Genomic DNA, 21643 nt, shown 5'->3' with positions numbered 1-21643 from the left:
GTTACTGGCACCCGCACGCGGCGAGGCCGGAGACGAACGCGTCCATCGCCTGCCGCGGTGCCCACTGGCCACCGGGAGGCGTCTGGTCGGCCATGATGACGAAGACGAGCTGTCGACCGTCGAGGGTGACCACTGTCCCTGCGAGGGACGTCACCCCGGGCAGGCTCCCGGTCTTCGCCCGGACGAGCCCTCGTGCGTCGGACGTGAGGAATCGCTCGGCGAGCGTGCCCTGGAGCCCTCCGATCGGCAGGTCGACCGCGGCGGGCCGCAGCTCGGGGTGAGCGGGGTCGGCGGTGAGGCGCAGGACGTCGGCGAAGAGCGATGCCGGTGCCCGGCTGCCGTCGCCCAGACCGCTCGCGTCTACGAGCACGACGCCGGTGGTGTCGAGGCCGAGCCGGTCGAGCTCGAGGAGGACCGCTCGCGTCCCGCCCTCGAAGGATCCGGGGAGGCCGGAGTCGATCGCGACGATCCGAGAGACCACCTCGGTGATGGTGTTGTCCGACGACTGGAGGAAGTACTCGACGATCTCGCCCAGGGGCGCGGAGTCGACCGATGCCAGGACCCGGGCGTCGGAGGCGGACGTCCCGCGCACGGGCGGGCCGGTCACGGTGACGCCGTGGGCCGCGAGCGCCCCGGCGAACGCCGTGGCGGCCGAGAGAGCGGGGTCCGCCTGGCGCTGGGCGTAGAGGCTCGGCTCGATCCGGCCGGTGTCCACCGCGACGGCCGCGACGGGTGCCCCGAAGCCGAGCGTGGGCTGGTCGGGCGACCACGGCCCCAGCGCGCTGCCGGTGAAGAGGGAGTCGTCGAGGACGAGCGAGACCGTCGTCTGGCCCGACAGCGCGAGCTCCTTCGCTGCGGCGGCGGCGAGGTCGTCGAGGCCGGCGCGACCGCTGATCGCGGACGGGTCGCCCGCACCGACGGCGAGCATCATGTCCCCGCCGCCGACGAGTGCGATCGTGCCGGGGGCACCCTGCGTGACCTCGGTGGTCAGCACCCGGTCGTACCCCGGTCCGGAGAGCGCGGCGACAGCCGTGAAGAGCTTCTGGATGGATGCGGGGATCCTGGAGGTCTCGGGCGTGCTCGAGCCGAGCACCTCCCCGGTGAGGCCGTCGGCGACGACGACGCCGACGGAGGCGCCCATCCGCGGGTCGGCCACCAACGCGTCGACCTGTGCCTGGACCGCCGCGGTCGAGGGGATGACCGCGGCGGGATCGAGCAGCGGCAGGATGTCTGCAGGGTCGGGTCCCGGCACCGCGGCCGTCACGGTGGGGAACGGAGCAGGGGGCTGCGGCTCGGGTCCGATCGTGAGGATCCCGGGGACGAAGTCGTGGGCGTCCGCCCACGCATACCCGCCGGTCACGACGAGCGCGGCCGCGACGGTCCCTCCCACGACCCGGGACATCAGACCCACGGCGCACTCACCTGCAAGACTCCTCCAGAGAAACTCGTGCGCACGAGCGGGCGCACTCCCGTCACACTAGGTCACGACAGAGATCACAGCGAGTACCTACCGCGATACGACACGTTGTCGTCTAGTCTGGCGGAAGCTTGCACGACCAGACAGGCCGAAACACGATCGCCTCCAGGAAGCGGAGCTCGCTGCGGGGGCGCAACTGGAGGAAGAACAGTGGAGTTCGACGTCACCATCGAGATCCCCAAGGGACAGCGCAACAAGTACGAGGTCGACCACACGTCCGGGCGCATCCGTCTCGACCGGATGCTCTTCACCTCGACCCGCTACCCGGACGACTACGGGTTCATCGAAGGCACGCTCGGCGAGGACGGCGACCCGCTCGACGCCCTCGTGCTCCTCGAGGAGCCGACGTTCCCGGGTTGCCTCATCCGCTGCCGCGCCCTGGGCATGTTCCGCATGCGCGACGAGGCCGGGGGCGACGACAAGGTCCTCTGCGTGCCGACCGGTGACCAGCGCGCCGCGTGGCGCCAGGACATCGACGATGTGTCGGACTTCCACCGCCTCGAGGTGCAGCACTTCTTCGAGGTCTACAAGGACCTCGAGCCCGGCAAGTCCGTCGAGGGTGCGCACTGGACCGGCAAGGCCGAGGCCGAGGCTGAGATCGAGCGCTCGTTCCAGCGCGCGAAGGACACCGGGTACTACAACCACTGAGCTGCGTCGTACGCACGACGCAACCGCCTCGCCCCTCCCGGGGCGGGGCGGTTCGTGCGTCCGACGACCGCGTCCGCTAGGGCCGGCCGCCGTAGGGCATGAGGCGGGAGTCCCAGCGCATGGCCGTCACGCGGACGGGGACGCCCGGCCGCGACGCCTCGACCATCTGGTTGCCGCCCGCGTAGATCGCCACGTGCGTGATGCTGTTCGGGTCGTTCGGGTTGTCGCCCCAGAAGACGAGGTCGCCGGGACGCAGGCTGTCGAGGCTGATCTTGAGGACCTGCTTGTACTGGTCACGTGAGGTGCGGTTGATGCCCACGCCGGCGCTCGACCATGCTCCGCCGGTGAGACCGGAGCAGTCGTAGGAGTCCGGTCCGGTCCCGCCGTAGCCGTAGGGGATGCCCACGCGCGTCTTCGCCCATGCGACCGCCGCCTCGCCCTGCGCGGCGGAACCGCGCGAGGTCCCGGTACCGAGCAGACCTCCGCTCGGCGGCGTGACGACGGGTGGAGGTGTCACCACCGGAGGCGTGACGACGGGCGGCGTGACCACTGGAGGTGTGACGACGGGCGGCGTGGTCGCCGGCGGGGCTGTCGCGGGCGGCGACGCGACCGGTGGGGTCGTGGCCGACGGGACCGGCGGGGCGGGCGTCTGCGGCTGGTTCGCGATGGGGGTCGCCTGGGAGACCCGGACCCGGGCGGCCTCCTCGGCGCGCGTGGTGCGCTCGGCCTCGAGACCGGCCTGGCGGGCTGCCTCGATCTCGACGCTCGTGCTGCGCGCCTCGGCGAGCTGGACGAGGAGGGTCTGCCGTTCGGTCGCGGCGGCTGCGACGGCCTGCTCGGCAGCCGTCTGGGCGTCCTGGGCGGCGAGGAGGGCGTCGTCGGCGGCCTGCTTCTTGGCCTCTGCGTCGCTGACGGATGCGTCGGCGAACTCCTGCAGCGTCCCGGCGACGACGGAGTCGGCCTGGTACTGCTGTGCGGCGCTGTCCGCCTTCGAGCCGACGAGCGCCATGGCGTCGTTCGTGCTGACGGCGTCCTCGAAGCCGGTGGCGCTGAGGTACATCCCGAGCTGGTCGATCCCGCCCCCGCTGCGTGAGGAGTCGCGGGCCAGGGCCACGAGGAGGACGCGGGACTCCTCGGCACGGACGTTCGCGGCGTCGCTGCGGGCGGTGGCCTCGCTCGCGGTCGTGACGGCGGCGGCGTGGTCGACGACCGCCTGGTTGTAGGTCTCTCCCGCGGCGGAGACGGCGTTGAACGCGAGCTCCTGGGCTGTGGTCAGCTCGGCGAGACGCACGTCCATGGAGGCGACGCTGGTCGCGGCGTCGACGGCCTGCTGCTGTGCTGCTGAGAGCTCGTCCGAGGACGGGGTCGGGTCTGCAGCGGCCGGGATCGCGGCACCACCGACGAGGAGTGCGGTGACTGTGACGGCGGCCAGGACGACCCGGAGCGGGTTCTCGGCGCGCCGGCGGCTCGTGGGCAGCGCCATGGTGTCCTCTCGATGCTGATGAGATCTGCTCGAAGACTACCCACGGCGGGTCGTCGTGTGAACTCTTGTCACATCATTCACAGCAGTATCACCCGGTCCCACCTGACCCACCCGCCCCGTCGTCCCGTATCTCGGACGAAAAGCGTCCACCTGTTGTCCGCCATGTGAGAACTTCCCCCGAAAGGCTCCTCGGAAGAGGCCCGGCATGCTTAGGCTGCCTCTCATGACGACGCGAATGTGTAGCTGACCGCCCCTCTCCCCCAGCACGCACGCGTCCCGTCGCTCCGCCCGCTCGCTCGCCACCGTCTCCCACCGCCCGCAGAACGACCTGCGGACGCACGGCTCCCCCAGAGCCGCAGACCTGCCGAGCCGACGAGCCTGCCGACGCACGCGGGCACCCCACCCCGACACCCCAGGAGCCCCCGATGAGCACACCCAGCTGGTCCTTCGAGACCCGTCAGATCCACGCAGGCCAGGTCCCCGACCCGACCACGGGCGCACGCGCCCTCCCCATCTACCAGACGACGTCCTTCGTCTTCCCCGACGCGGGCGTCGCCGCAGACCGCTTCGCCCTCCAGGACCTCGGACCGATCTACACGCGGATCGGCAACCCGACCCAGGACGTCGTCGAGACGCGGATCGCCAGCCTCGAGGGCGGCGTCGGCGCACTCCTCCTCGCCTCCGGCCAGGCAGCCACCACGCTCGCCATCCTCAACATCGCCGAGGCGGGCGACCACGTCGTCGCGAGCCCCAGCCTCTACGGCGGGACGTACAACCTCCTCCAGTACTCCCTCGCGAAGCTCGGCGTCGAGACCACGTTCGTCACCGACCCCCACGACCCGCAGTCCTGGCGCGACGCCGTACGCCCGACGACCAAGCTCTTCTTCGGCGAGACGATCCCCAACCCGCAGGCCGACATCCTCGACATCGAGACCGTCGCCGCGATCGCCCACGAGGTCGGCGTCCCGCTCGTCGTCGACAACACGGTCGCCACCCCGTACCTCCTGCGACCGATCGAGTTCGGCGCCGACGTGGTCGTCCACTCGGCCACGAAGTACCTCGGCGGCCACGGCTCCGCGATCGGCGGAGTCATCGTCGACGCAGGCACCTTCGACTACGCGAAGCACCCCGAGCGCTTCCCCAACTACAACACCCCCGACCCGAGCTACAACGGGCTCGTCTACGCCCGGGACCTCGGCGTCGACGGCATCCTCGGTGCGAACCTCGCCTACATCCTCAAGGCGCGCGTCCAGCTCCTGCGTGACCTCGGGCCCGCGATCTCGCCCTTCAACGCGTTCCTCATCGCCCAGGGCATCGAGACGCTCTCCCTGCGCGTCGAGCGCCACGTCGAGAACGCCCAGAAGGTCGCGGCATGGCTCGAAGCCCGGGACGACGTGCTCGCGGTGCACTACGCCGGGCTCGAGTCGAGCCCCTGGCACGCACGGGCACAGAAGTACACGCCCCGTGGTGCCGGGGCGATCGTGTCCTTCGAGCTCGCCGGCGGATCCGAGGCCGGACAGGCGTTCGTGTCCGCCCTCGAGCTGCACTCGCACGTCGCCAACATCGGCGACGTGCGGTCGCTCGTCATCCACCCCGCCTCGACGACGCACAGCCAGCTCACCCCCGAGGACCAGCTGAAGTCCGGCATCACCCCCGGCCTCGTCCGCCTGAGCGTCGGTCTCGAGCACGTGGACGACATCCTCGCCGACCTCGACCTCGGGTTCACGGCCGCCAAGGGCGCCGTCGCCGGACTGGACGAGTGATCTGAGTGCGCAACGGTCCGGCGTCGCCCGACGAGCACGGCACTCCTCTCCCCAGGGGGACCACCCTCCCTGCGGGGATGGACGCGCCCGCGCGCGACGCCGGATCGTCCGTACATTGGTCGGTGATGAACCACGACCCGCAGCACTCCCTCCCCGGCTGGACGCGCGGCAGCGTGCCGCCGCGCGCACAGGCGCGCCGCCTCGACACTCGCCCGTTCCCCGTGACCGGCGCGTGGCGAGAGGGTGAACCCGAGGGTGATCGTCGGTTCGCCGAGGTCGGGGCGCTCGAGCTCGAGGCGGGGGGCGTCATCCCGGCCGTCCGCATGGCGTACGAGACGTGGGGGACGCTCAACGACGAGCGCGACAACGCGGTGCTCGTCCTCCACGCGCTCACCGGCGACAGCCACGTGCGCGGAGCCGCTGGGCCAGGACACCGGACCGCCGGATGGTGGGACGACATGGTCGGCCCCGGCGCCCCCATCGACACCGACCGCTACTTCGTCGTCGCCCCCAACGTCGTCGGCGGGTGCCAGGGAACCACCGGCCCGTCGAGCATCGCGCCCGACGGACAACCCTGGGGCAGCCAGTTCCCCGTCGTCACCGTCCGGGACCAGGTCACGGCCGAGATCGAGCTGTCCCGGACGCTCGGCATCGACGCGTGGCAGTTCGTCGTGGGTGCCTCGATGGGCGGTCTGCGCGTGCTCGAGTGGGCCATCCTCGGTCCTGAGGCAGGGATCGCCGTCGAGTCGATCGGCGTCATCGCCTCGGCCGCCCAGACGTCGGGCGACCAGATCGCCTGGGCTCACCCTCAGCTCACGGCGATCCACGCAGACCCGGGATTCCGCGGCGGAGACTACTACGACGCCGCTCCCGGCGAGGGACCGCACCGCGGTCTCGGGATCGCGCGGCAGATCGCCCACGCGACCTACCGGAGCTCTGCCGAGCTCGACGAGCGGTTCGGACGGATCCCCCAGGGGGGCGAGGACCCGATGCGCGGTGGACGGTTCGCCGTCCAGTCCTATCTCGACCACCACGCGAACAAGCTCGCCCGCCGTTTCGACGCGAACAGCTACGTGGTCCTCACCGAGTCGATGCTCACCCACGACCTCGGCCGCGACCGTGGCGGCGTCCAGACTGCGCTCCAGTCCATCACCGCGCGCACCCTCGTCGTCGCCGTCGACACCGACCGGTTGTTCCTGCCCGCCGAGTCCTGGCGGATCGCCGAGCTCGTCCCCCGCGCGGAGCCGGTGCGTCTCCTCCGCTCCGACTTCGGGCACGACGGGTTCCTCATCGAGTTCGAGCAGCTCGGTCCTCTCGTCGTCGACTTCCTCGCGCGAGCGACGACGACCGGCTCCTGAGCCGAGAGGTCGCCCGCAGGGCGCTGACGACGCCGGACACCCTCCGGCCCCGTCCGCAGGCCACCGGCGGGCGGCTACCCTGGAGCAAGCCGTCAGTGCACGGGTCATGCACAGACGGTGCGTCGGGGGCGCTGTCCGTGTCGAGCGCATCGCGAGGAGCCGAGTGATCTCTTGTCCGTCACCGTCCACAGCGAGCCGGTCGACGTACCAGCACGAGGCGTTCCTCTGGTCCGGTACCGACGCGTTCCTCGCCCGCACCGTCCCCTTCGTCCTCGATGCCACGGACTCGGGCGCGCCCGTGCTGGTGGCCGTGACCGCGTCGCGAGAATCCGCCCTGCGTGACGCCCTGGGTGCCGAGGCCGAGCACGTGACCTTCCGTGCCATGGACGTCCTCGGACGCAACCCCGCCCGCATCATGCCGGCGTGGCTGGACTTCGTCACCGCGAACCGGGACGCCGGCGTCCCGCTGCGCGGCATCGGCGAGCCCATCTGGGCCGGCCGCCGCGACACCGAGGTCATGGAGTGCCAGATCCACGAGGCGATGCTCAACGTCGCCTTCCCGAGCGACACCCCGCTGTGGCTCCTCTGCCCGTACGACGTCGACTCGCTCCCGGACCACGTGCTCGACGAGGCTCGCCGCAGCCACCCCAGCCTCGACGACGACCCCGAGCGCACCGCGGCGAACCCGGTCTACCGCGGGTCGGACTACGCGCGGACCCTCAGCCGCAGCGATCTCCCCGAGCCCTTCGGCGTGGCCGACGAGCTGCGGGTGGCCCGCGGCGCGCTCGCGGCCGTGCGCGCCCTGGTGAGCGAGCACGGCCGCCGTGCCGGGCTCAGCGCGAACCAGGTCGACGACCTGCGGCTCGCCCTCACCGAGGTAGCCGCGAACAGCCTCGACCACGGGGGTGGCGACGGCGTGCTGCGCGCCTGGCGCGAGTCCGGCTCGCTCGTGTTCGAGGTCCGCGACGGCGGACAGATCACCGATCTCCTCGCAGGCCGCACGACGCCCCGCCGTGAGCAGGCCCGCGGCCGTGGTCTCTGGCTCGTCAACCAGCTCTGCGACCTCATGCAGATCCGTTCGACCGAGAACGGCACGGTCGTGCGGGTCCACACCTGGTTGTGAACGTTCATCCGTGCGCGGGCGCGCGCCGATGGTGCAGGATGGCACGATGACAGCCGACCTCGACCAGATCTCCGCCGCCCTCACCGCGCAGTGGTCGCACCTGAGGTCCTGGCTCACGCCGCTGGGCGACAACCTCCTCGGGGCACGGAACAAGCCGAGCACGCTGGACGGCTGGACCAACGGTGAGCTCATCGCCCACCTGGGCCGCGCGATGGAGGCACTGACCGTCTGCACCCCTGCACCACCGGGAACCGTGCCTCTCACTCTCGCCGAGTACCTCGGGACGTACCCGGAGCGCGCGGACGACATCGCCGCGACGACCCGTGAGCTCGCCGAGACGATCGCGTCCGCGCCGACCGCCGAGGTCACCCTGCGCGCCGAGCGCGCTCTCGCGCGGCTCGCCGACCTCGGCCCCGACGGCGGCCTCGTGGTCCAGGCACGGCGTGGTCCCGTCACGCTCCGCGACATGGCCATGTCGCGGCTCATCGAGCTCGTCGTCCATGCCCAGGACCTCGTGACCTCTCTCAAGGGGACGGCCGACTCGACCGGGCCGAACAACCCGATCGAGCGCGCGGCCCTCGCCCTGGTCGCGGACGAGCTGCTCGACATCGTCATCCGGCGCGGCGGATGGTCGCTCGAGGTGACCGAGCCTGCGCTGTGGATCCGGCTGGCGACCGGGCGCACCCCCTACAACGTGGACGACCTCGCACGCGCCGTCAGCCCCACGTACACCGCGGGTGGCGTGCCCGACCTCGGGCGGGTCCTCCCCCTCCTCTGACCGCGGCGGCGTAGGTTGGGGCTATGCTCGCCGTCTACGCAGACCACATCGACGCCCACGACCCGCTCGCCGGCCTCACCGTCGGAGACCTTCCCGAGCCCGCCGAGCGCGAGGGCTGGACCACCGTCACGGTCCGCGCGGCGAGCCTCAACCACCACGACCTGTGGTCGCTGCGCGGCGTGGGGCTGCGCGCGCAGCAGCTCCCGATGATCCTCGGCACCGACGCGTCAGGTGTCACCGACGACGGCCGCGAAGTCGTCGTCCACGGCGTCATCGGGGCCGACGGGCACGGTGTGGGTCCCGACGAGTCCCGGACCCTGCTCTCGGAGAAGTACCCCGGAACGTTCGCCGAACGGGTCGGCGTGCCGACCCACAACCTCGTCGACAAGCCCTCGGGGCTGTCCTTCGCGGACGCCGCGTGCGTCCCGACAGCATGGCTGACGGCCTACCGGATGCTCTTCCGGTCGGCGGGCCTCACCCCGGGGCAGAGCGTGCTCGTCCAGGGGGCCGGCGGAGGCGTCTCGACGGCGGCCGTCGCCCTCGGCGCTGCGGCCGGCCTCGAGGTCATCGTCACGAGCCGGACCGCGACCAAGCGCGCGGCCGCGCTCGCTCTCGGCGCGAGCCACGCGCTCGAACCGGGTGCTCGCCTGCCGCACCGCGTCGACGCCGTCCTCGAGACGGTCGGGGCGGCGACCTGGTCGCACTCGGTCCGCTCGGTGCGCCCGGGCGGCGTCATCGCCGTGGCGGGTGCGACGTCCGGAGACCCGTCCGCTGCCGAGCTCACCCGGATCTTCTTCAACGAGATCACCGTCCGTGGCGTGACGATGGGGACCCGCGACGAGCTCGAGTCGCTCCTCGCGTTCCTCGCGCAGTCAGGTGTGCGGCCGACGATCGACAGCACCTTCCCGATCGACCAGGCACACGCCGCGTTCGCCCGCCTCGCGTCGGGAGAGCAGGTCGGCAAGATCGTCCTCACGCGATGACCCGGCCCGTTCCCCCGCCACGGTTCCTCGACGGGCACGACACGGCGCCGCGACGAACGGCGGGCACCGACCGCTCACCTGACCCGGACCTGGCCGCGACCGGACCTGCGACATCCCCAGGGCGTTCCGCGGGGTCGGTCGGGTGGGGCACGGACATCCTCGGTCCCGGCTACGAGTGCCGGTCCCTCGAGCTCGCACCGGACGACGAGGGAGACGTCGTCGCGACCCTCGTCCGGTACCGCCCCCGCGGTGAGGCCCGTCCGGCCCGCGCCGTCCTGTACGTCCACGGCTGGTCCGACTACTTCTTCCAGACGCAGACGGCCGAGCTGTGGCACGGCCTCGGAGCTGCCTTCTACGCTCTCGACCTGCGCAAGTACGGTCGCAGCCTCCGGCCCGGGCAGACCCCGGGGTACGTCGCGACCCTCCGCACCTACGACGAGGACATCGCTGCGGCCCTCGTGGCCATCCACGCGGACCTCGGACCGCACGTCTCGATCATGCTCATGGGCCACTCCACGGGTGGGCTCGTCTCGGTGCTCTGGGCGCACCGGCACCCCGGCGTGACGACAGGCCTCGTCCTCAACAGCCCGTGGCTCGAGCTCCAGGGCTCGTCCGTGGTCCGGACCGTCTCCACACCGGCGATCAGCCAGCTCGCCCGGTTCCAGCCCAAGACGCCCCTGCCGAACATCGACCCCGGCTTCTACGCACGGACCATCCGGCGCACCGACGGCGGCGAGTGGGACTTCGACGACCGCTGGCGACCCATGCCGGCCTTCCCCGTCCGAGCCGGGTGGCTCAATGCCATCATCGCAGGCCACGCCGAGGTCGCACGGGGGCTCACGATCACCCAGCCGATCCTCATGCTCGCCTCGTCGCGCACGATGATCTCCGCGCGCTGGAACGAGCAGATGCGCGAGAGCGACGTGGTTCTCGACGTCGAGCTCCTCGCACGCCGAGCCGTCCAGCTCGGCCCCACCGTGACGATCAGCCGCATCGCGGGCGGCCTGCACGACCTCGCGCTCTCGGCCACGCCGGCACGCGAGAGGTACTACGCGGAGATCGCCCGGTGGAGCTCCGTGTACGGCTGGTCCGCGTCCTGAGCCGCTCCTAGCCGAGCAGCTCCGCCAGCGTCGGCCCGCTCTCGCCAGCGCGCCACACCCGCCACCCGTCGGCGGCGGCGCTTCCCGAGACCACGTTGGCTGCCCAGCTCGGATCGGCGTAGCGCTCTCCGTCGGACGTCTCGAGCGTCCCGTCCGGATGGAGCAGCGCCTCGAAGCGCTCACCCCGTCGGTGGCGCACCCAGACGAGCGGGAGCGCCTCGTGGAGAGCGGACGCCAGCTCGCCGAGGGCATCGTCCGTGGGGCCGTGCACGCCGCCACCGATGGACACGTCCTCTCGGGCGGCGGGGCCGGGCGGGTCCTGCTGAACCGGCGGGTCCGGAAGGTCCGACGGGTCCGGAAGGTCCGGCGGGTCTGGAGGGTCGAAGCGGACGGGCTCGGCGAACTGTGCGGAGAGGTCCGCCCAGAACGGTGAGCTCGACCCGTCGAAGGAGAGGGACGAGGGTCCGTCGAACGACAAGGAGTCGTCGATCGACAGGGGGCCCCTTCTCACGACGCCGTGCTGGTCGGGACGCTCCGACGTGTGCTCGGCGGGGTTCGCGGTACCGGCGCCCCGCGCGCCCGGTGCTCGTGCAGCCCCGACGGCCTCGTGCTCGCGGTCGAGGACTGCGGCCGGAGCTCGGCCGGGAGCCCGGTCGAGCTTCTCAGGGATGTACTTCTTCGCGGCGATGAAGGCGCTCGCGCGGTAGGCGCTCCGGCCTGTGAGACCGGTCCCGGCCCCTTCCCACGCGGCTGCCTCCCCCGGCCCGGCGACGTACCCGCTGTCGTCGGCGGGCTCGGCGGCGAGGTCCAGCGCGGTCCGCGGTCCCGCGTCGGGCACAGGGAGGCCTGAGGGGCGCTCCGGGAGGTTCGCCAGCATGTCCGGGACCGACAGGAAGATCGGCGTGTACGGCGTCCCGGGCGGGGGCAGGTCGACGACGGGGAGCGGCGCGGAGAGCGGCGAGTGTCCGGTCGCGCTGCGCCGCGGAGGTGCCGTCCACGCGTCCTCCTGCGCCGACCACCCGTCCGAGGACGACGCCCTGTCGTCCGGGTGCGCGGCTCGCTCCTCCGTCGGCTCGGACTGCTCGACCGGTGGCTCGGAGTACACCGGATAGTCGGTCGCGCGGACAGGCGGGAGGATCGTCGTCATGTCCCCGGCTGACGGCGCGGACGGCACCGGCGGGAAGCTTGACGGGCCGAAGGCCGAGGTCCGCACCGGTCCGGTCGGCGCGGGGACGACCGGCGCGGGCCCGACCGGGGCGGGAACCGAGACGCGGCCGACCGGGACAGCCACGACAGGACCGGTGAGCGCACGCTCGACCGCGCGACGGGACCCACCGCGGACGCGTCCGAGCGCCGAGAAGGGTGCTGACAGGTCCGGCCCCGCTGCCGGGAACGACGACTCGGACAGGCCTGCCGAGGCCGTTCCTGCAGGGGGCGCGCCTGCCGGAGGCGTGGCCGGGCCGGTCGCGACGAGCGGCGAGACGTCGAGCAGGCGTCGACCGGGAGAGGCGGGCAGGACACCTACGCGGAACACCTCGACGGTCGGTCCGGCCGTCGACAGGAAGGCGAGGGCGTCGCGCACGTCAGGGGTGACGTCGGCGCACACGACGACGAGCCGCACGGCGACGCCCCGGGCCCGCGCGGACCGGGCGGTCGGGAGCGTGGCAGGCAAGGCGTCGTAGAAGTCGGTGACGTCCTTGTGGAACCTCTCCGCACCCGCCGGGTAGAGGTCGGCCAGCTCGGTGCGGGTGAGCCGCGACGCGCGGCCCGCGGTCCCGAGTGCGGCGGCGAGCCCGCGCTCGTCGAGCGTGGGGGCGACGACGACCACGACCGAGGTCCCCGACGAGTCCAGGGCCAACGTGGAGACCGGTACGTCGGCGTCCTGCGACGCGCTGCCGATCTCCCACGCGCCCACGCTCTCGGTCGACCGGTGGTGGCCCGTCATGCCCGTGACGGTGAAGGCCCGCTCACCCAGCAGGGCGGAGAGGTGCTCCTGCACCACCGTGCGGGCGTCGGCGTCGAACGCCGACTCCTCCGGGCGCGCCAGGACGACGAGCGGCGAACGCTCGGACCCGACGTCGAACAACGGCATGCGGACAGGGTAGCCCTGGCGGGTGAAACCGTCACACGTCACGGCTCAGGCGGACGGCCCCAACGCGTCGTGGGACAGCCGCTCCTCGACGCGCCGCACCTTGCCCTCGAGCTCACCGGTGCGGCCCGGTCGGATGTCCGCCTTGAGCACGAGCGAGACCCGGTGACCCCCTCGCCCCACGGCTTCGGTGGCACGACGCACCACGTCCATGCACTCGTCCCACTCACCCTCGATCGTGGTGAACATGGAGTCGGTGCGGTTGGGGAGACCTGACTCGCGGACGATGCGGACGGCGTCCGCGACGGCCTCGGTCACGGACTCGCCCGTCCCGAGCGGGGCGACAGAGAAGGCGATGAGCATCTCACCATCGTGCCACGCCCGGGCGGAGCTGCGCCCGAGGGCCGACCGCGGCCCGGGTGCGTCAGGCCGCGTGGATCGCCTCGGCGATCGGCACGTCCCCGGTGTTGAACTCGATGGTGGTCCCGGCCACCCACGGGGCGGCGAGCACGGCTGCTGCCACGCGTGCCACGTCCTCGCGGGGGACGTGGCCGCTCTCGAGCTCGGCACCGACCTCGACGTGACCCGTCCCGGGATCGTCCGTCAGTGCGCTCGGACCGAGGATGGTCCAGCCGAGGTCACTCTGGCGGAGGTGGTCGTCGGCGGCCGCCTTGGCCTCGGCGTACGCGAAGAAGCTGTTCTCGGGCGGGATGCCGTGGTCGAGCCGTGCGCCCTTGTAGGAGACCATGACGAACCGCGGGACCTCGGCGGCGACCGCCGCGTCGATCGCGCGGATCGCGGCGTCTCGGTCCACGGCATAGGTGCGCTCGGCGCTGCCGCCACCGGCGCCCGCAGTCCAGACGACCGCCTCCTGGCCCGCGATCGCCGCCGCGATCTCCTCGACGCTCTGGCGCTCGACGTCCGCGACCACCGGGGTCGCGCCGGTCGCTGCGACCTCCGCCTCGTGCTCGGGGTTGCGGAACAACGACGTCACGTCGTGCCCCTCGGCGCCCAGGATGCGCGCCAGGTGCAGCGCGACCTTGCCGTGTCCTCCGATGATGGCGATGCGTGCCACGTGATGCCCCTTGTCGTCCGCGTGCGCGGGCGGTCCGCGCTAGTGCTGGCTGAGCCGGCTGGCGAGCAGCTCGGCGAGCGACGTCCCCGTGACCCCTGCGAGGTCGTCGGCCTGCGTCCGGCACGAGAAGCCGTCGGCCAGGAAGATGTCGCCCTCCTCAGCCTGCCTCAGAGCGGGCAGGAGCGCATTCTCGGCGACGGCGACCGAGACGTCGTAGTGGCCCTTCTCCATGCCGAAGTTCCCGGCGAGACCGCAGCACCCGGCGAGCGTCTTGAACGTGGCGCCGGCGTCGCGGAGCAGCTTCTCGTCGGTCGTGAAGCCCATGACGGAGTAGTGGTGGCAGTGCGGCTGGACCACCGCCGTGACGTCCGAGAGGTCGGGCATGACCCAGCCGGAGTCGGGACCCGGCGCCGTCTCGGGGCGGGTGAGGAGCTCGGCCAGCGTGTGGGTCGCTGTCGAGACGGCCTGCGCCCGGGGGTCGTCGGGGAAGAGATCGGTGAGATCCGAGCGCAGCACAGCGGTGCACGACGGCTCGAGCCCCACGATGGGGATGCCGTTCACGGCGAAGGGGCCGAGAACGTCGAGGAGCTGTGAGAGCTTCTTCTTCGCTCCGTCGAGCTGGCCTGTGCTGATCCACGTGAGGCCGCAGCACGCCTCGTCCTCGGGGACGACGACGTCGTACCCGGCCGCGAGGAGGACTGTGACCGCTGCCTCGGGGACTCCGGGGGCGAGCGTGTCGCTGAACGAGTCGGTCCAGAGGACCACCTTGGGCTTGCGACCGATGTCGGAGGTCTCCCCCGCCGCGCCGTCGACCCCGGGCGACGCCGCGAGCGACGCGCCCTCGCGCTTCCACCACGTGCGGAAGGGCACCTCCGCGAACGCGGGGATGGAGCGGCGCGTGTCCATGCCTCCCAGGCTGAGGACCACCTTCGCCAGCGGCTTGATGGAGAGCGCCCAGTTCGCGAGCGTCGGCACGTAGCTCGCCAGGCGCGCCCAGCGCGGGAGCCAGCCGAGCGCGTAGTGGTTCATGGGCCGCAGCCGGCCCTTGTAGGCGTTGTGGAGGACCTCGGACTTGTACTGCGCCATGTCGACCCCTGCGGGGCAGTCGCTCGAGCACGCCTTGCAGCTGAGGCACAGGTCCAGCGCGGCGTGAACCTCGGGCGAGCGCCACCCCCCGGTGACGAGGGTGCCGTTCGCCATCTCCTGGAGGACGCGCCCGCGCCCGCGCGTCGAGTCCTTCTCGTCCTTCGTCGCGAGATAGGACGGGCACATGAACCCGCCCGCATCGGTGGCGTCCGCGCGGCACTTGCCCACGCCGACGCAACGGTGGATGGCCTTGGAGAAGTCGCCGTCGTCATGGACGAAGCTGAACCCGCTCTTGGCGAGGATCGGCTTCGCGTGCGGGCGGCGCAGGTCGGCATCGATGGCGTTGGGGCGTACGAGCACACCCGGGTTGAGGAGGTCCTGCGGGTCGAACAGCGCCTTGAACTGCTCGAAGACGCCGATGGCCGTAGCGGAGTACATCGCCGGGAGGAGCTCGGAGCGCGCCCGGCCGTCACCGTGCTCGCCGGAGAGCGAGCCACCGTACTTGCCGACGAGCATCGCCGCATCTGTCATGAACGTCCGCAGGACGGAGCCCGACGTCTCGAGCGGGATGTCGATCCGCAGGTGGACGCAGCCGTCGCCGAAGTGCCCGTACGGCATCCCGTCGACGCCGTACTGCGCCATGAGCGCGTCCAGGTCGCGCAGGTAGGGGCCGAGCTTCTCGGGCGGGACCGCGGAGTCCTCCCAGCCCGGCCACGCCTGGGCACCGGAGGGGGTGCGACCTGCGAGACCCGCGCCGTCGGCCCGGATCTGCCACATGGCCGTGGCCTCGGGCCCGGCGGGCAGGATGCGGGACGACGTGGTCCCCGCGTCCCGGACGATCGCGCGGGCGCGGGCCATCGCCTCCTTCTTCGTCGAGCCGCCGACCTCGACCATGAGCCAGCCGCCGCCCGGCGGGAGCGTCGGGACGGAGCCGGCGCCCTTGGCGATGCGCACGACGTCGACGAGACGCGCGTCGAGCCCCTCGACTGCGAGCGGCGAGTGCGTGAGGAGCGCGGGGACGGCGTCGGCGGCGCTCGGCATGTCGGGGTACCCGAGGACCACGAGGGTGGGGGCGCCCGCGATCGGCACGAGATCGACCGTCGCTCCAAGGACCGTCACGACGGTCCCCTCCGTGCCGACGAGCGCCTTCGCGAGATTCGAGCCCTTCTCCGGCAGGAGGTGCTCGAGGGAGTACCCGGACACCTGGCGCCCGAAGCGCCCGAGCTCGGTGCGCAGGGTCTCGAGGTTGGCCGTGACGAGCTCGCCGAGCCCGGGGACCAGGCCGATGCCGACGCCGTCGGCGCCGGCGGTGAAGCGGCGGCCGGTCCCGTCGACGACGTCGAGCTCGAAGACGTTGTCCGCCGTGCGCCCGTACGCCACCGCGTGCGGACCACAGGCGTTGTTCCCGATCATGCCGCCGAGGGTGGCGCGGTTCTGCGTCGACGGGTCCGGCCCGAAGCGCAGGCCGTGCGGTGCGGCGGCCTTCTGCAGGGAGGACATGACGACGCCGGGCTCGATGCGCGCCGTGCGCGCATCCGGGTCGATCTCGTGGATCGCGTGCACGTGACGCGAGAAGTCCATGACGACGCCGGGGCCGATCGCGTTCCCTGCGCAGGACGTGCCGCCGCCGCGAGCCGTGAGCGGGACCCCTGCCTCTCGGGTCACCTCGATCGCGGCGAGCGCGTCCTCCACGCTGCGCGGGACGACGACGACCTGTGGCACCACCCGGTAGTTCGACGCGTCGGTCGTGTACTCGGCGCGCCGGAGCGTCGAGTCGGAGACCTCGCCGTCGACCGCCGCCCGCAGCGACGCGACGAGCTCCGCGCGCGCGGACGCCTCCGCCCTGGACTCCTGGGCGCTCGTCCGCGCGCTGCTCGAACCGGTGATCTCGACATCGACTGGGCTTGCCACGGGCCCCATTCTCGCACCGGGACCCTGATGCTCTCGTGGGACTCCCACGGTGCGGACACCAGCCGTGGCGGTCTGGCGTGCGTGGGATTCTGTCCGGATGTCAGTCGAGGAGATCATCGGGTTCGCCACGGGCGCCCTGTGCGTGTGGCTCGCGGTCCGTCAGAACGTCTGGACCTTCCCGGTCGGGCTGGCCAACAACGCCGTGTACGTGGTCCTCTTCGCGTCGTCGGGGCTCTACGCGGGGGCTGGGCTGCAGATCGTCTACATCGTGCTCGGTGCGCTCGGGTGGGTGTGGTGGGTCCGTGGCGGGCCGGACGGCGCGCGGCTCACCGTGCACCGCACCCCACCGTGGGCGTGGGTCGCCGCCGCGGCAGCGTTCGCCGGGGTCGCGGCCGCGCTCGTGTGGGTCCTCAGCACCTACACCGACTCGCAGGCCCCCGGGCTCGACGCCGTGACGACGTCACTGAGCCTCGTCGCCCAGCTCATGCTCGGTCGCAAGTGGATCGGCAACTGGTGGGTGTGGATCGTCGCCGACGTCATCTACGTCTGGCTGTACGTCAGCTCCGGCCTGTTCCTCACAGCGGTGCTGTACGCCGGCTTCATCGTCCTGTGCGCCATCGGCCTGCGTGACTGGCGGCGGGAGCTCGCCGCTCCCGCCGCCCTCGTCACACCAGCGCCCGGCGCGGTCGACTCACCCGGTGTTCTGGAGTCCGGCGGCGACGCCGTTGACGCTGAGCAGCAGCAGGTGCCGTAGCTGGGGCACCTCGTCCGGCTCTGCGCCCTTGCGCAACCGGGTGAGCGCCCGGAGCTGGAGGAGCGACAGGGCGTCGACGTACGGGCTGCGCAGCCGCACGGCGCGACCGAGGACGCGCCGGTTCGACAGCGCGCTGTCGCTGCCCGTGATCGCGAGGACCCACTCGCGGGTGAGCGCCATCTCCTCGAGGACGAGATCGGCGAGGTCCTGCCGGTCACCGAGCGCGAGGTAACGGCTGGCGATCCGTGCGTCCGTCTTGGCGAGCGACATCTCGACGTTGTCGATCATCGTCCCGAAGAGCGGCCACTCCCGGTAGGCGGCGCGGAGCTCGTCGAGGTCGCCGGCCGTCTTGAGCGCAGTGCCGAGGCCGAACCAGCCGGCGAGGTTGATGCGCGCCTGGGACCAGGAGAACACCCAGGGGATCGCACGCAGGTCGTCGAGGGACTCGATCGAGAGACCACGACGTGCCGGGCGGGAGCCCAGGGGCAGGAGACCGACCTCTTCGAGCGGCGTGACCTCGCCGAACCACTGCGGGAAGCCCTCGGCCCGGACGAGCTCGAAGAAGCGTGCCCGTGAGGACGTGTCGAGCGTCGCGGCGAGATCGGCGAAGCGCTTCGTGGCGGCCTCGTTGCGTCGCTCTACCGACGGAGCGCCGGCGAGCAGGGTCGCGGCAGCGACCTGCTCGATGTGTCGTGCGGCGATGACCGGGTCCCCGTAGCGGGCGAAGATGACCTCGCCCTGCTCGGTGAGCTTGAATCGGCCGTCGACGGATCCCGCCGGCTGGGCGAGCAGCGCACGGTTCGCCGGGCCGCCCCCGCGCCCGAGCGCGCCTCCCCGGCCGTGGAAGAGCGTCAGCGTGATGTCGTGACGCTTCGCCCACGCGGTGATCCGGCTCTGCGCCACGTCGAGAGCGAGGGTCGCAGCGACCGGCCCGACGTCCTTCGACGAGTCGGAGTAGCCGAGCATGACCTCCACCCGGCGACCGTTGGCGGCGAGACGCGCCTGAACGGCGGGGACGAGGAGCATGCCCTCGAGGATCTCGACGCTCGCCTCGAGGTCCGCGAAGGTCTCGAACAGGGGGATCGCGTCGATCACCGGTGCGTGCTCCGGGTCCTCGAACACGAGCTCGGCCAGCTGGTAGACAGCCTCGAGGTGTGCGGCGCTCTGGGTGAACGAGACGATGTACCGGCGTGCGGCGTCGGCTCCGTGCCGTCGCTGTACCGCGCCGAGCGCACGGAACGTGTCGAGCACCTCGGTGGTCTTCTCCGCCAAGGGGCCGTCGATGCCGTTCGCGGCGATGTCCGCCAGCGCCTGCTCGTGGACCTGGGAGTGCTGACGCACCTCGAGCTCGGCCAGGTGGAACCCGAAGGTCTGCACCTGCCAGATGAGGCGCTGGAGGTCGCCGTAGGCAGCGCGGGGGGCACCGGCCTCGATGAGCGACTCCTGCACGACGACGAGGTCGGCTGCAGCCTCGCCCGCGTCGGCGTAGGCGAGGTCGGCGTCGCGCCGCCGGGTGGCCGCGATCCGCTCAGCGACGACGAGCAGCGCCTGCCGGTGCGGTTCGTTCGGCGACTCTCCCGCGACACGAGCGGTCAACGGCTCGGAGAGCACCCGCTGGCGCCGCCACAGGGAGAGGAGGTCAGCGGACGCCGGCGTCGCGGAGCCGTCGAGCGTCAGCGCGTTGCCCGTACGTCGTGCAGCATGCTCGAGCGCGGTGAGCACGTGCTCGGACGCGATGAGCGCTGCGGAACGGGTCACGTCGGCGGTGACGTTGGGGTTGCCGTCGCGGTCTCCACCGATCCAGGTGCCGAGCCGGACGAACGGACGGACGATCGGCGCACGAGCGCCGGCCTGGTCGCCCTGCAGCCAGTCGTCGAACCGACGGTAGACCTCGGGGAACGTGTCGAAGAAGGTGGAGTCGAACACCCCCATGACGGTGCGGATCTCGTCGACCACCGTGGGCTTGGCCGCGCGCAGGGGGGACGTGCGCCACAGCACGTCGATCTCGGCGAGGAGACGGCGCTCGTTCTCGGCGAGGGACGTGCCGCCGACGTGCGCGCCGTCCCGCTCGGCGACGAGGGTCGAGATCCGCCGGATGGCGCTCGACACGGCACGACGCCGTGCCTCTGTCGGGTGCGCGGTCACGACGGGTCGGAACTCGAGCGCCTGCAGTCGAGCGAGCGTCGCCTCCGGGCCGATCTCCTGTGTGAGCTCCGTGACGGCTGCGGCGAAGGAGTCGTCAGCGGCAACCTCGCCGGGGTCGCGGCTCGACTCGCGCTCGCGCAGGACGCGAACCCGGTGGAACTCTTCGGCGAGGTTCGCCAGGTGGAAGTAGCACGTGAACGCACGCGCAACCTGCTCCGCGCGCTCGGGGGAGAACCTCTCGACGAGCGCCTGCGCCTCGGCGAAGGACGCATCCTCGTCCTCGTCGTGCGCACGGATCGTCAGCTCGCGCAGACTCTCGACGTCGGCGAGGAGGTCATCACCTCCCGCTTCGCGCAGCACGGTTCCGAGCAGCCCGCCGAGCAGGCGGACATCGTTTCTCAGCGGATCGGGCACCTCGTGGTGCGCACGGCCGCGACGGTCATCCAGGGAAGCTTCGTCATGGGGCACCCGCCAACCGTAGGTGACGCACCCCCGATCCCGTCGACCGTGCCCAGTGGGTGGAGCGTCCCTGCACGCACCGATGCGCAAGAATTGCCCGATGACCGCGCCTCTGACCGCACTCACTGCCACGACCGGAACCGGACGAGCTTTCGCTCACGGCCTGGTCGTCGGGAAGTTCTACCCCGTGCACGCAGGACATCTCAACCTTGTGCGGACCGCTCTCGCGCGCTGTGCACGCGTCACCGTCCAGGTGCTCGTCTCGACGCAGGAGTCGATCCCCGGTGAGCTGAGGGCGCAGTGGATCCGCGACGAGCTCCCTCAGGCTCACGTCCTCGTGGGTCTGGACGACGAGCCGGTCGACTACGACAGCAACGAGGCCTGGGACGCCCACGTCGCGGTGATGCAGAGGCTCCTTGCGGAGGCGGGCCGTGGCACCGATCCCCACGGCACAGGCGACACCGTCGACGCCGTCTTCACGTCGGACGTCTACGGTGCGGAGCTCGCGCGGCGCTTCGATGCGGCGTGGGTCCAGGTCGACCCAGGACGCATTGTCGTCAGCGTCTCCGGCAGCGCCGTCCGGGCCGACCCGGGGGCCCACTGGTGGTCGTTGCCCGCGGGGGTGCGTGCGTGGTTCGCCCGCCGCGTCGTCGTGCTCGGTGCAGAGTCCACCGGCACGACCACGCTGGCACAGGACCTGCAGCGCCACTACGGGCTGCCTCCGGTGGTCGAGTTCGGCCGTGAGTGGTCGGAGATCCGACCAGGCGGGCTCGCCGCCCCTTGGCACAGCGCCGAGTTCGACCTCGTCGCGCGTGAGCAGAGCCGGATCGAGGACGCGGCAGCCGCGCGGACTCCGCGACCGCTCCTCGTGTGCGACACGGACGTGCTCGCGACGACACTGTGGCACGAGCGCTATGTCGGGACGGTGTCCCCGAGCGTGGTCGCGCTGGCGGCCGCTCGGGTTCCGGACCTCTATCTGTTGACTGGTGACGAGATCCCGTTCGTGCAGGACGGTATGCGCGACGGCGAGCACATCCGTTCACAGATGCAGGCGGCGTTCCGTTCGACGCTCAAGGCGCAGGCTGATGCAGGAGGTGCTCCGTGGGTCGAGCTACGTGGCTCTCGGGCGGCGCGTCTCGCGGGGGCTGTCGAGCTCGTCGATGCGTTGTGTGCCGAACCGCGCACGATCGCCGACCCGATGCCGCAGGTTGGGCAGGGACTCACGGTCACGTAGCCGGTGCGCCATGACGGCTGTGCATGGCCGGACTCGACCGCGTGGCGGTGTGCTGACGCGTGGGGGTACGACAAAGACCCACCCCCGAGGGGGTGGGTCTTTGTGAATGGTGTTCCGGCGGCGTCCTACTCTCCCACACAGTCTCCCGTGCAGTACCATCGGCGCTGGAGGGCTTAG

At 71.9% G+C, this 21643-nt stretch carries 16 protein-coding genes; 9 read left to right on the top strand and 7 right to left on the bottom strand.

Annotation, left to right across the window (positions count from 1 at the left end):
* Position 1: 1 nt before the first annotated feature.
* A complete protein-coding gene (gene dacB / locus ABKW26_RS18200; protein WP_348595510.1) occupies positions 2–1402 on the bottom strand; it encodes a D-alanyl-D-alanine carboxypeptidase/D-alanyl-D-alanine-endopeptidase in 1401 nt (466 codons plus the stop codon).
* A gap of 225 nt (positions 1403–1627) precedes the next feature.
* Here dacB and ABKW26_RS18195 point away from each other — a divergent pair, with 225 nt between their 5' ends.
* Entirely contained in the window at positions 1628–2125 is a 498-nt protein-coding gene (locus ABKW26_RS18195) for an inorganic diphosphatase (protein ID WP_348595495.1), read from the top strand.
* A 76-nt stretch (positions 2126–2201) separates the two neighbouring features.
* On the opposite strand, the gene ABKW26_RS18190 is transcribed toward ABKW26_RS18195, so the two are convergent.
* Positions 2202–3608 (bottom strand): NlpC/P60 family protein, encoded by a 1407-nt coding sequence (locus tag ABKW26_RS18190; protein WP_348595494.1) that lies wholly within the window; start codon positions 3606–3608, stop codon positions 2202–2204.
* A gap of 425 nt (positions 3609–4033) precedes the next feature.
* On the opposite strand from ABKW26_RS18190, the gene ABKW26_RS18185 reads away from it, so the two are divergent.
* The 6 genes from ABKW26_RS18185 (at position 4034) to ABKW26_RS18160 (ending at position 10713) form a co-directional block, all read left to right on the top strand.
* Positions 4034–5371, top strand: a complete 1338-nt coding sequence (locus tag ABKW26_RS18185) for a bifunctional o-acetylhomoserine/o-acetylserine sulfhydrylase (protein ID WP_348595493.1) — start codon at positions 4034–4036, stop codon at positions 5369–5371.
* A gap of 125 nt (positions 5372–5496) precedes the next feature.
* Positions 5497–6729: a homoserine O-acetyltransferase gene (locus tag ABKW26_RS18180; protein WP_348595492.1), complete on the top strand. Its 1233-nt coding sequence runs from the start codon at positions 5497–5499 to the stop codon at positions 6727–6729.
* 163 nt (positions 6730–6892) lie between these two features.
* The gene (locus ABKW26_RS18175; RefSeq protein WP_348595491.1) at positions 6893–7852 is read left to right on the top strand and encodes a sensor histidine kinase; all 960 of its coding nucleotides are present in this window, start codon (positions 6893–6895) and stop codon (positions 7850–7852) included.
* Positions 7853–7898: 46 nt separating this feature from the next.
* Positions 7899–8630: a maleylpyruvate isomerase N-terminal domain-containing protein gene (locus tag ABKW26_RS18170; RefSeq protein ID WP_348595490.1), complete on the top strand. Its 732-nt coding sequence runs from the start codon at positions 7899–7901 to the stop codon at positions 8628–8630.
* 23 nt (positions 8631–8653) lie between these two features.
* Positions 8654–9613 carry a zinc-binding dehydrogenase gene (locus ABKW26_RS18165; RefSeq protein ID WP_348595489.1) on the top strand — a complete coding sequence of 320 codons (960 nt, stop codon included), beginning with the start codon at positions 8654–8656 and terminating at the stop codon, positions 9611–9613.
* On the top strand, positions 9610–10713 hold the full coding sequence (locus ABKW26_RS18160) for an alpha/beta hydrolase (RefSeq protein WP_348595488.1): 1104 nt from the start codon (positions 9610–9612) through the stop codon (positions 10711–10713). Before ABKW26_RS18165 ends, ABKW26_RS18160 begins: the two co-directional genes overlap by 4 nt.
* Positions 10714–10720: 7 nt before the next feature.
* On the opposite strand, the gene ABKW26_RS18155 is transcribed toward ABKW26_RS18160, so the two are convergent.
* The 4 genes from ABKW26_RS18155 to ABKW26_RS18140 all read right to left on the bottom strand — a co-directional run bounded on the left by ABKW26_RS18155 (position 10721) and on the right by ABKW26_RS18140 (position 16874).
* Positions 10721–12805 (bottom strand): hypothetical protein, encoded by a 2085-nt coding sequence (locus ABKW26_RS18155; protein WP_348595487.1) that lies wholly within the window; start codon positions 12803–12805, stop codon positions 10721–10723.
* 45 nt (positions 12806–12850) lie between these two features.
* Complete coding sequence (locus ABKW26_RS18150) at positions 12851–13165, bottom strand: MTH1187 family thiamine-binding protein (protein ID WP_348595486.1); 315 nt, start codon at positions 13163–13165, stop codon at positions 12851–12853.
* 61 nt (positions 13166–13226) lie between these two features.
* A complete protein-coding gene (locus ABKW26_RS18145; RefSeq protein ID WP_348595485.1) occupies positions 13227–13877 on the bottom strand; it encodes an NAD(P)H-binding protein in 651 nt (216 codons plus the stop codon).
* Positions 13878–13916: 39 nt separating this feature from the next.
* Positions 13917–16874, bottom strand: a complete 2958-nt coding sequence (locus tag ABKW26_RS18140) for an FAD-binding and (Fe-S)-binding domain-containing protein (protein WP_348595484.1) — start codon at positions 16872–16874, stop codon at positions 13917–13919.
* A 97-nt stretch (positions 16875–16971) separates the two neighbouring features.
* Between ABKW26_RS18140 and pnuC the strand changes: the two genes are divergently transcribed.
* Positions 16972–17628: a nicotinamide riboside transporter PnuC gene (pnuC, locus tag ABKW26_RS18135; protein ID WP_348595483.1), complete on the top strand. Its 657-nt coding sequence runs from the start codon at positions 16972–16974 to the stop codon at positions 17626–17628.
* Here the strand turns inward: pnuC and ABKW26_RS18130 are convergent.
* A complete protein-coding gene (locus tag ABKW26_RS18130; RefSeq protein ID WP_348595482.1) occupies positions 17566–20241 on the bottom strand; it encodes a phosphoenolpyruvate carboxylase in 2676 nt (891 codons plus the stop codon). The two genes, pnuC and ABKW26_RS18130, sit on opposite strands and share 63 nt — an antisense overlap.
* 91 nt (positions 20242–20332) lie before the next feature.
* Here ABKW26_RS18130 and ABKW26_RS18125 point away from each other — a divergent pair, with 91 nt between their 5' ends.
* Positions 20333–21466, top strand: coding sequence for an AAA family ATPase (locus ABKW26_RS18125; protein ID WP_348595481.1), 1134 nt, complete (start codon positions 20333–20335; stop codon positions 21464–21466).
* Positions 21467–21643 lie beyond the last annotated feature (177 nt).

It is taken from the genome of Sanguibacter sp. 25GB23B1 (assembly GCF_040012415.1).
Lineage (GTDB): Bacteria > Actinomycetota > Actinomycetes > Actinomycetales > Cellulomonadaceae > Sanguibacter.
The sequence above is the reverse complement of the archived record's forward strand: the minus strand, read 5'-3'. Positions and strand labels throughout refer to the sequence as shown.

Coding starts and splice junctions, on each gene's coding strand:
- ABKW26_RS18125 (WP_348595481.1), top strand. CDS start 20,333: ATGACCGCGCCTCTGACCGCACTCACTGCCACGACCGGAACCGGACGA.
- ABKW26_RS18160 (WP_348595488.1), top strand. CDS start 9,610: ATGACCCGGCCCGTTCCCCCGCCACGGTTCCTCGACGGGCACGACACG.
- ABKW26_RS18190 (WP_348595494.1), bottom strand. CDS start 3,608: ATGGCGCTGCCCACGAGCCGCCGGCGCGCCGAGAACCCGCTCCGGGTC.
- pnuC (WP_348595483.1), top strand. CDS start 16,972: ATGTCAGTCGAGGAGATCATCGGGTTCGCCACGGGCGCCCTGTGCGTG.
- dacB (WP_348595510.1), bottom strand. CDS start 1,402: ATGTCCCGGGTCGTGGGAGGGACCGTCGCGGCCGCGCTCGTCGTGACC.
- ABKW26_RS18170 (WP_348595490.1), top strand. CDS start 7,899: ATGACAGCCGACCTCGACCAGATCTCCGCCGCCCTCACCGCGCAGTGG.
- ABKW26_RS18150 (WP_348595486.1), bottom strand. CDS start 13,165: ATGCTCATCGCCTTCTCTGTCGCCCCGCTCGGGACGGGCGAGTCCGTG.
- ABKW26_RS18180 (WP_348595492.1), top strand. CDS start 5,497: ATGAACCACGACCCGCAGCACTCCCTCCCCGGCTGGACGCGCGGCAGC.
- ABKW26_RS18155 (WP_348595487.1), bottom strand. CDS start 12,805: ATGCCGTTGTTCGACGTCGGGTCCGAGCGTTCGCCGCTCGTCGTCCTG.
- ABKW26_RS18185 (WP_348595493.1), top strand. CDS start 4,034: ATGAGCACACCCAGCTGGTCCTTCGAGACCCGTCAGATCCACGCAGGC.
- ABKW26_RS18165 (WP_348595489.1), top strand. CDS start 8,654: ATGCTCGCCGTCTACGCAGACCACATCGACGCCCACGACCCGCTCGCC.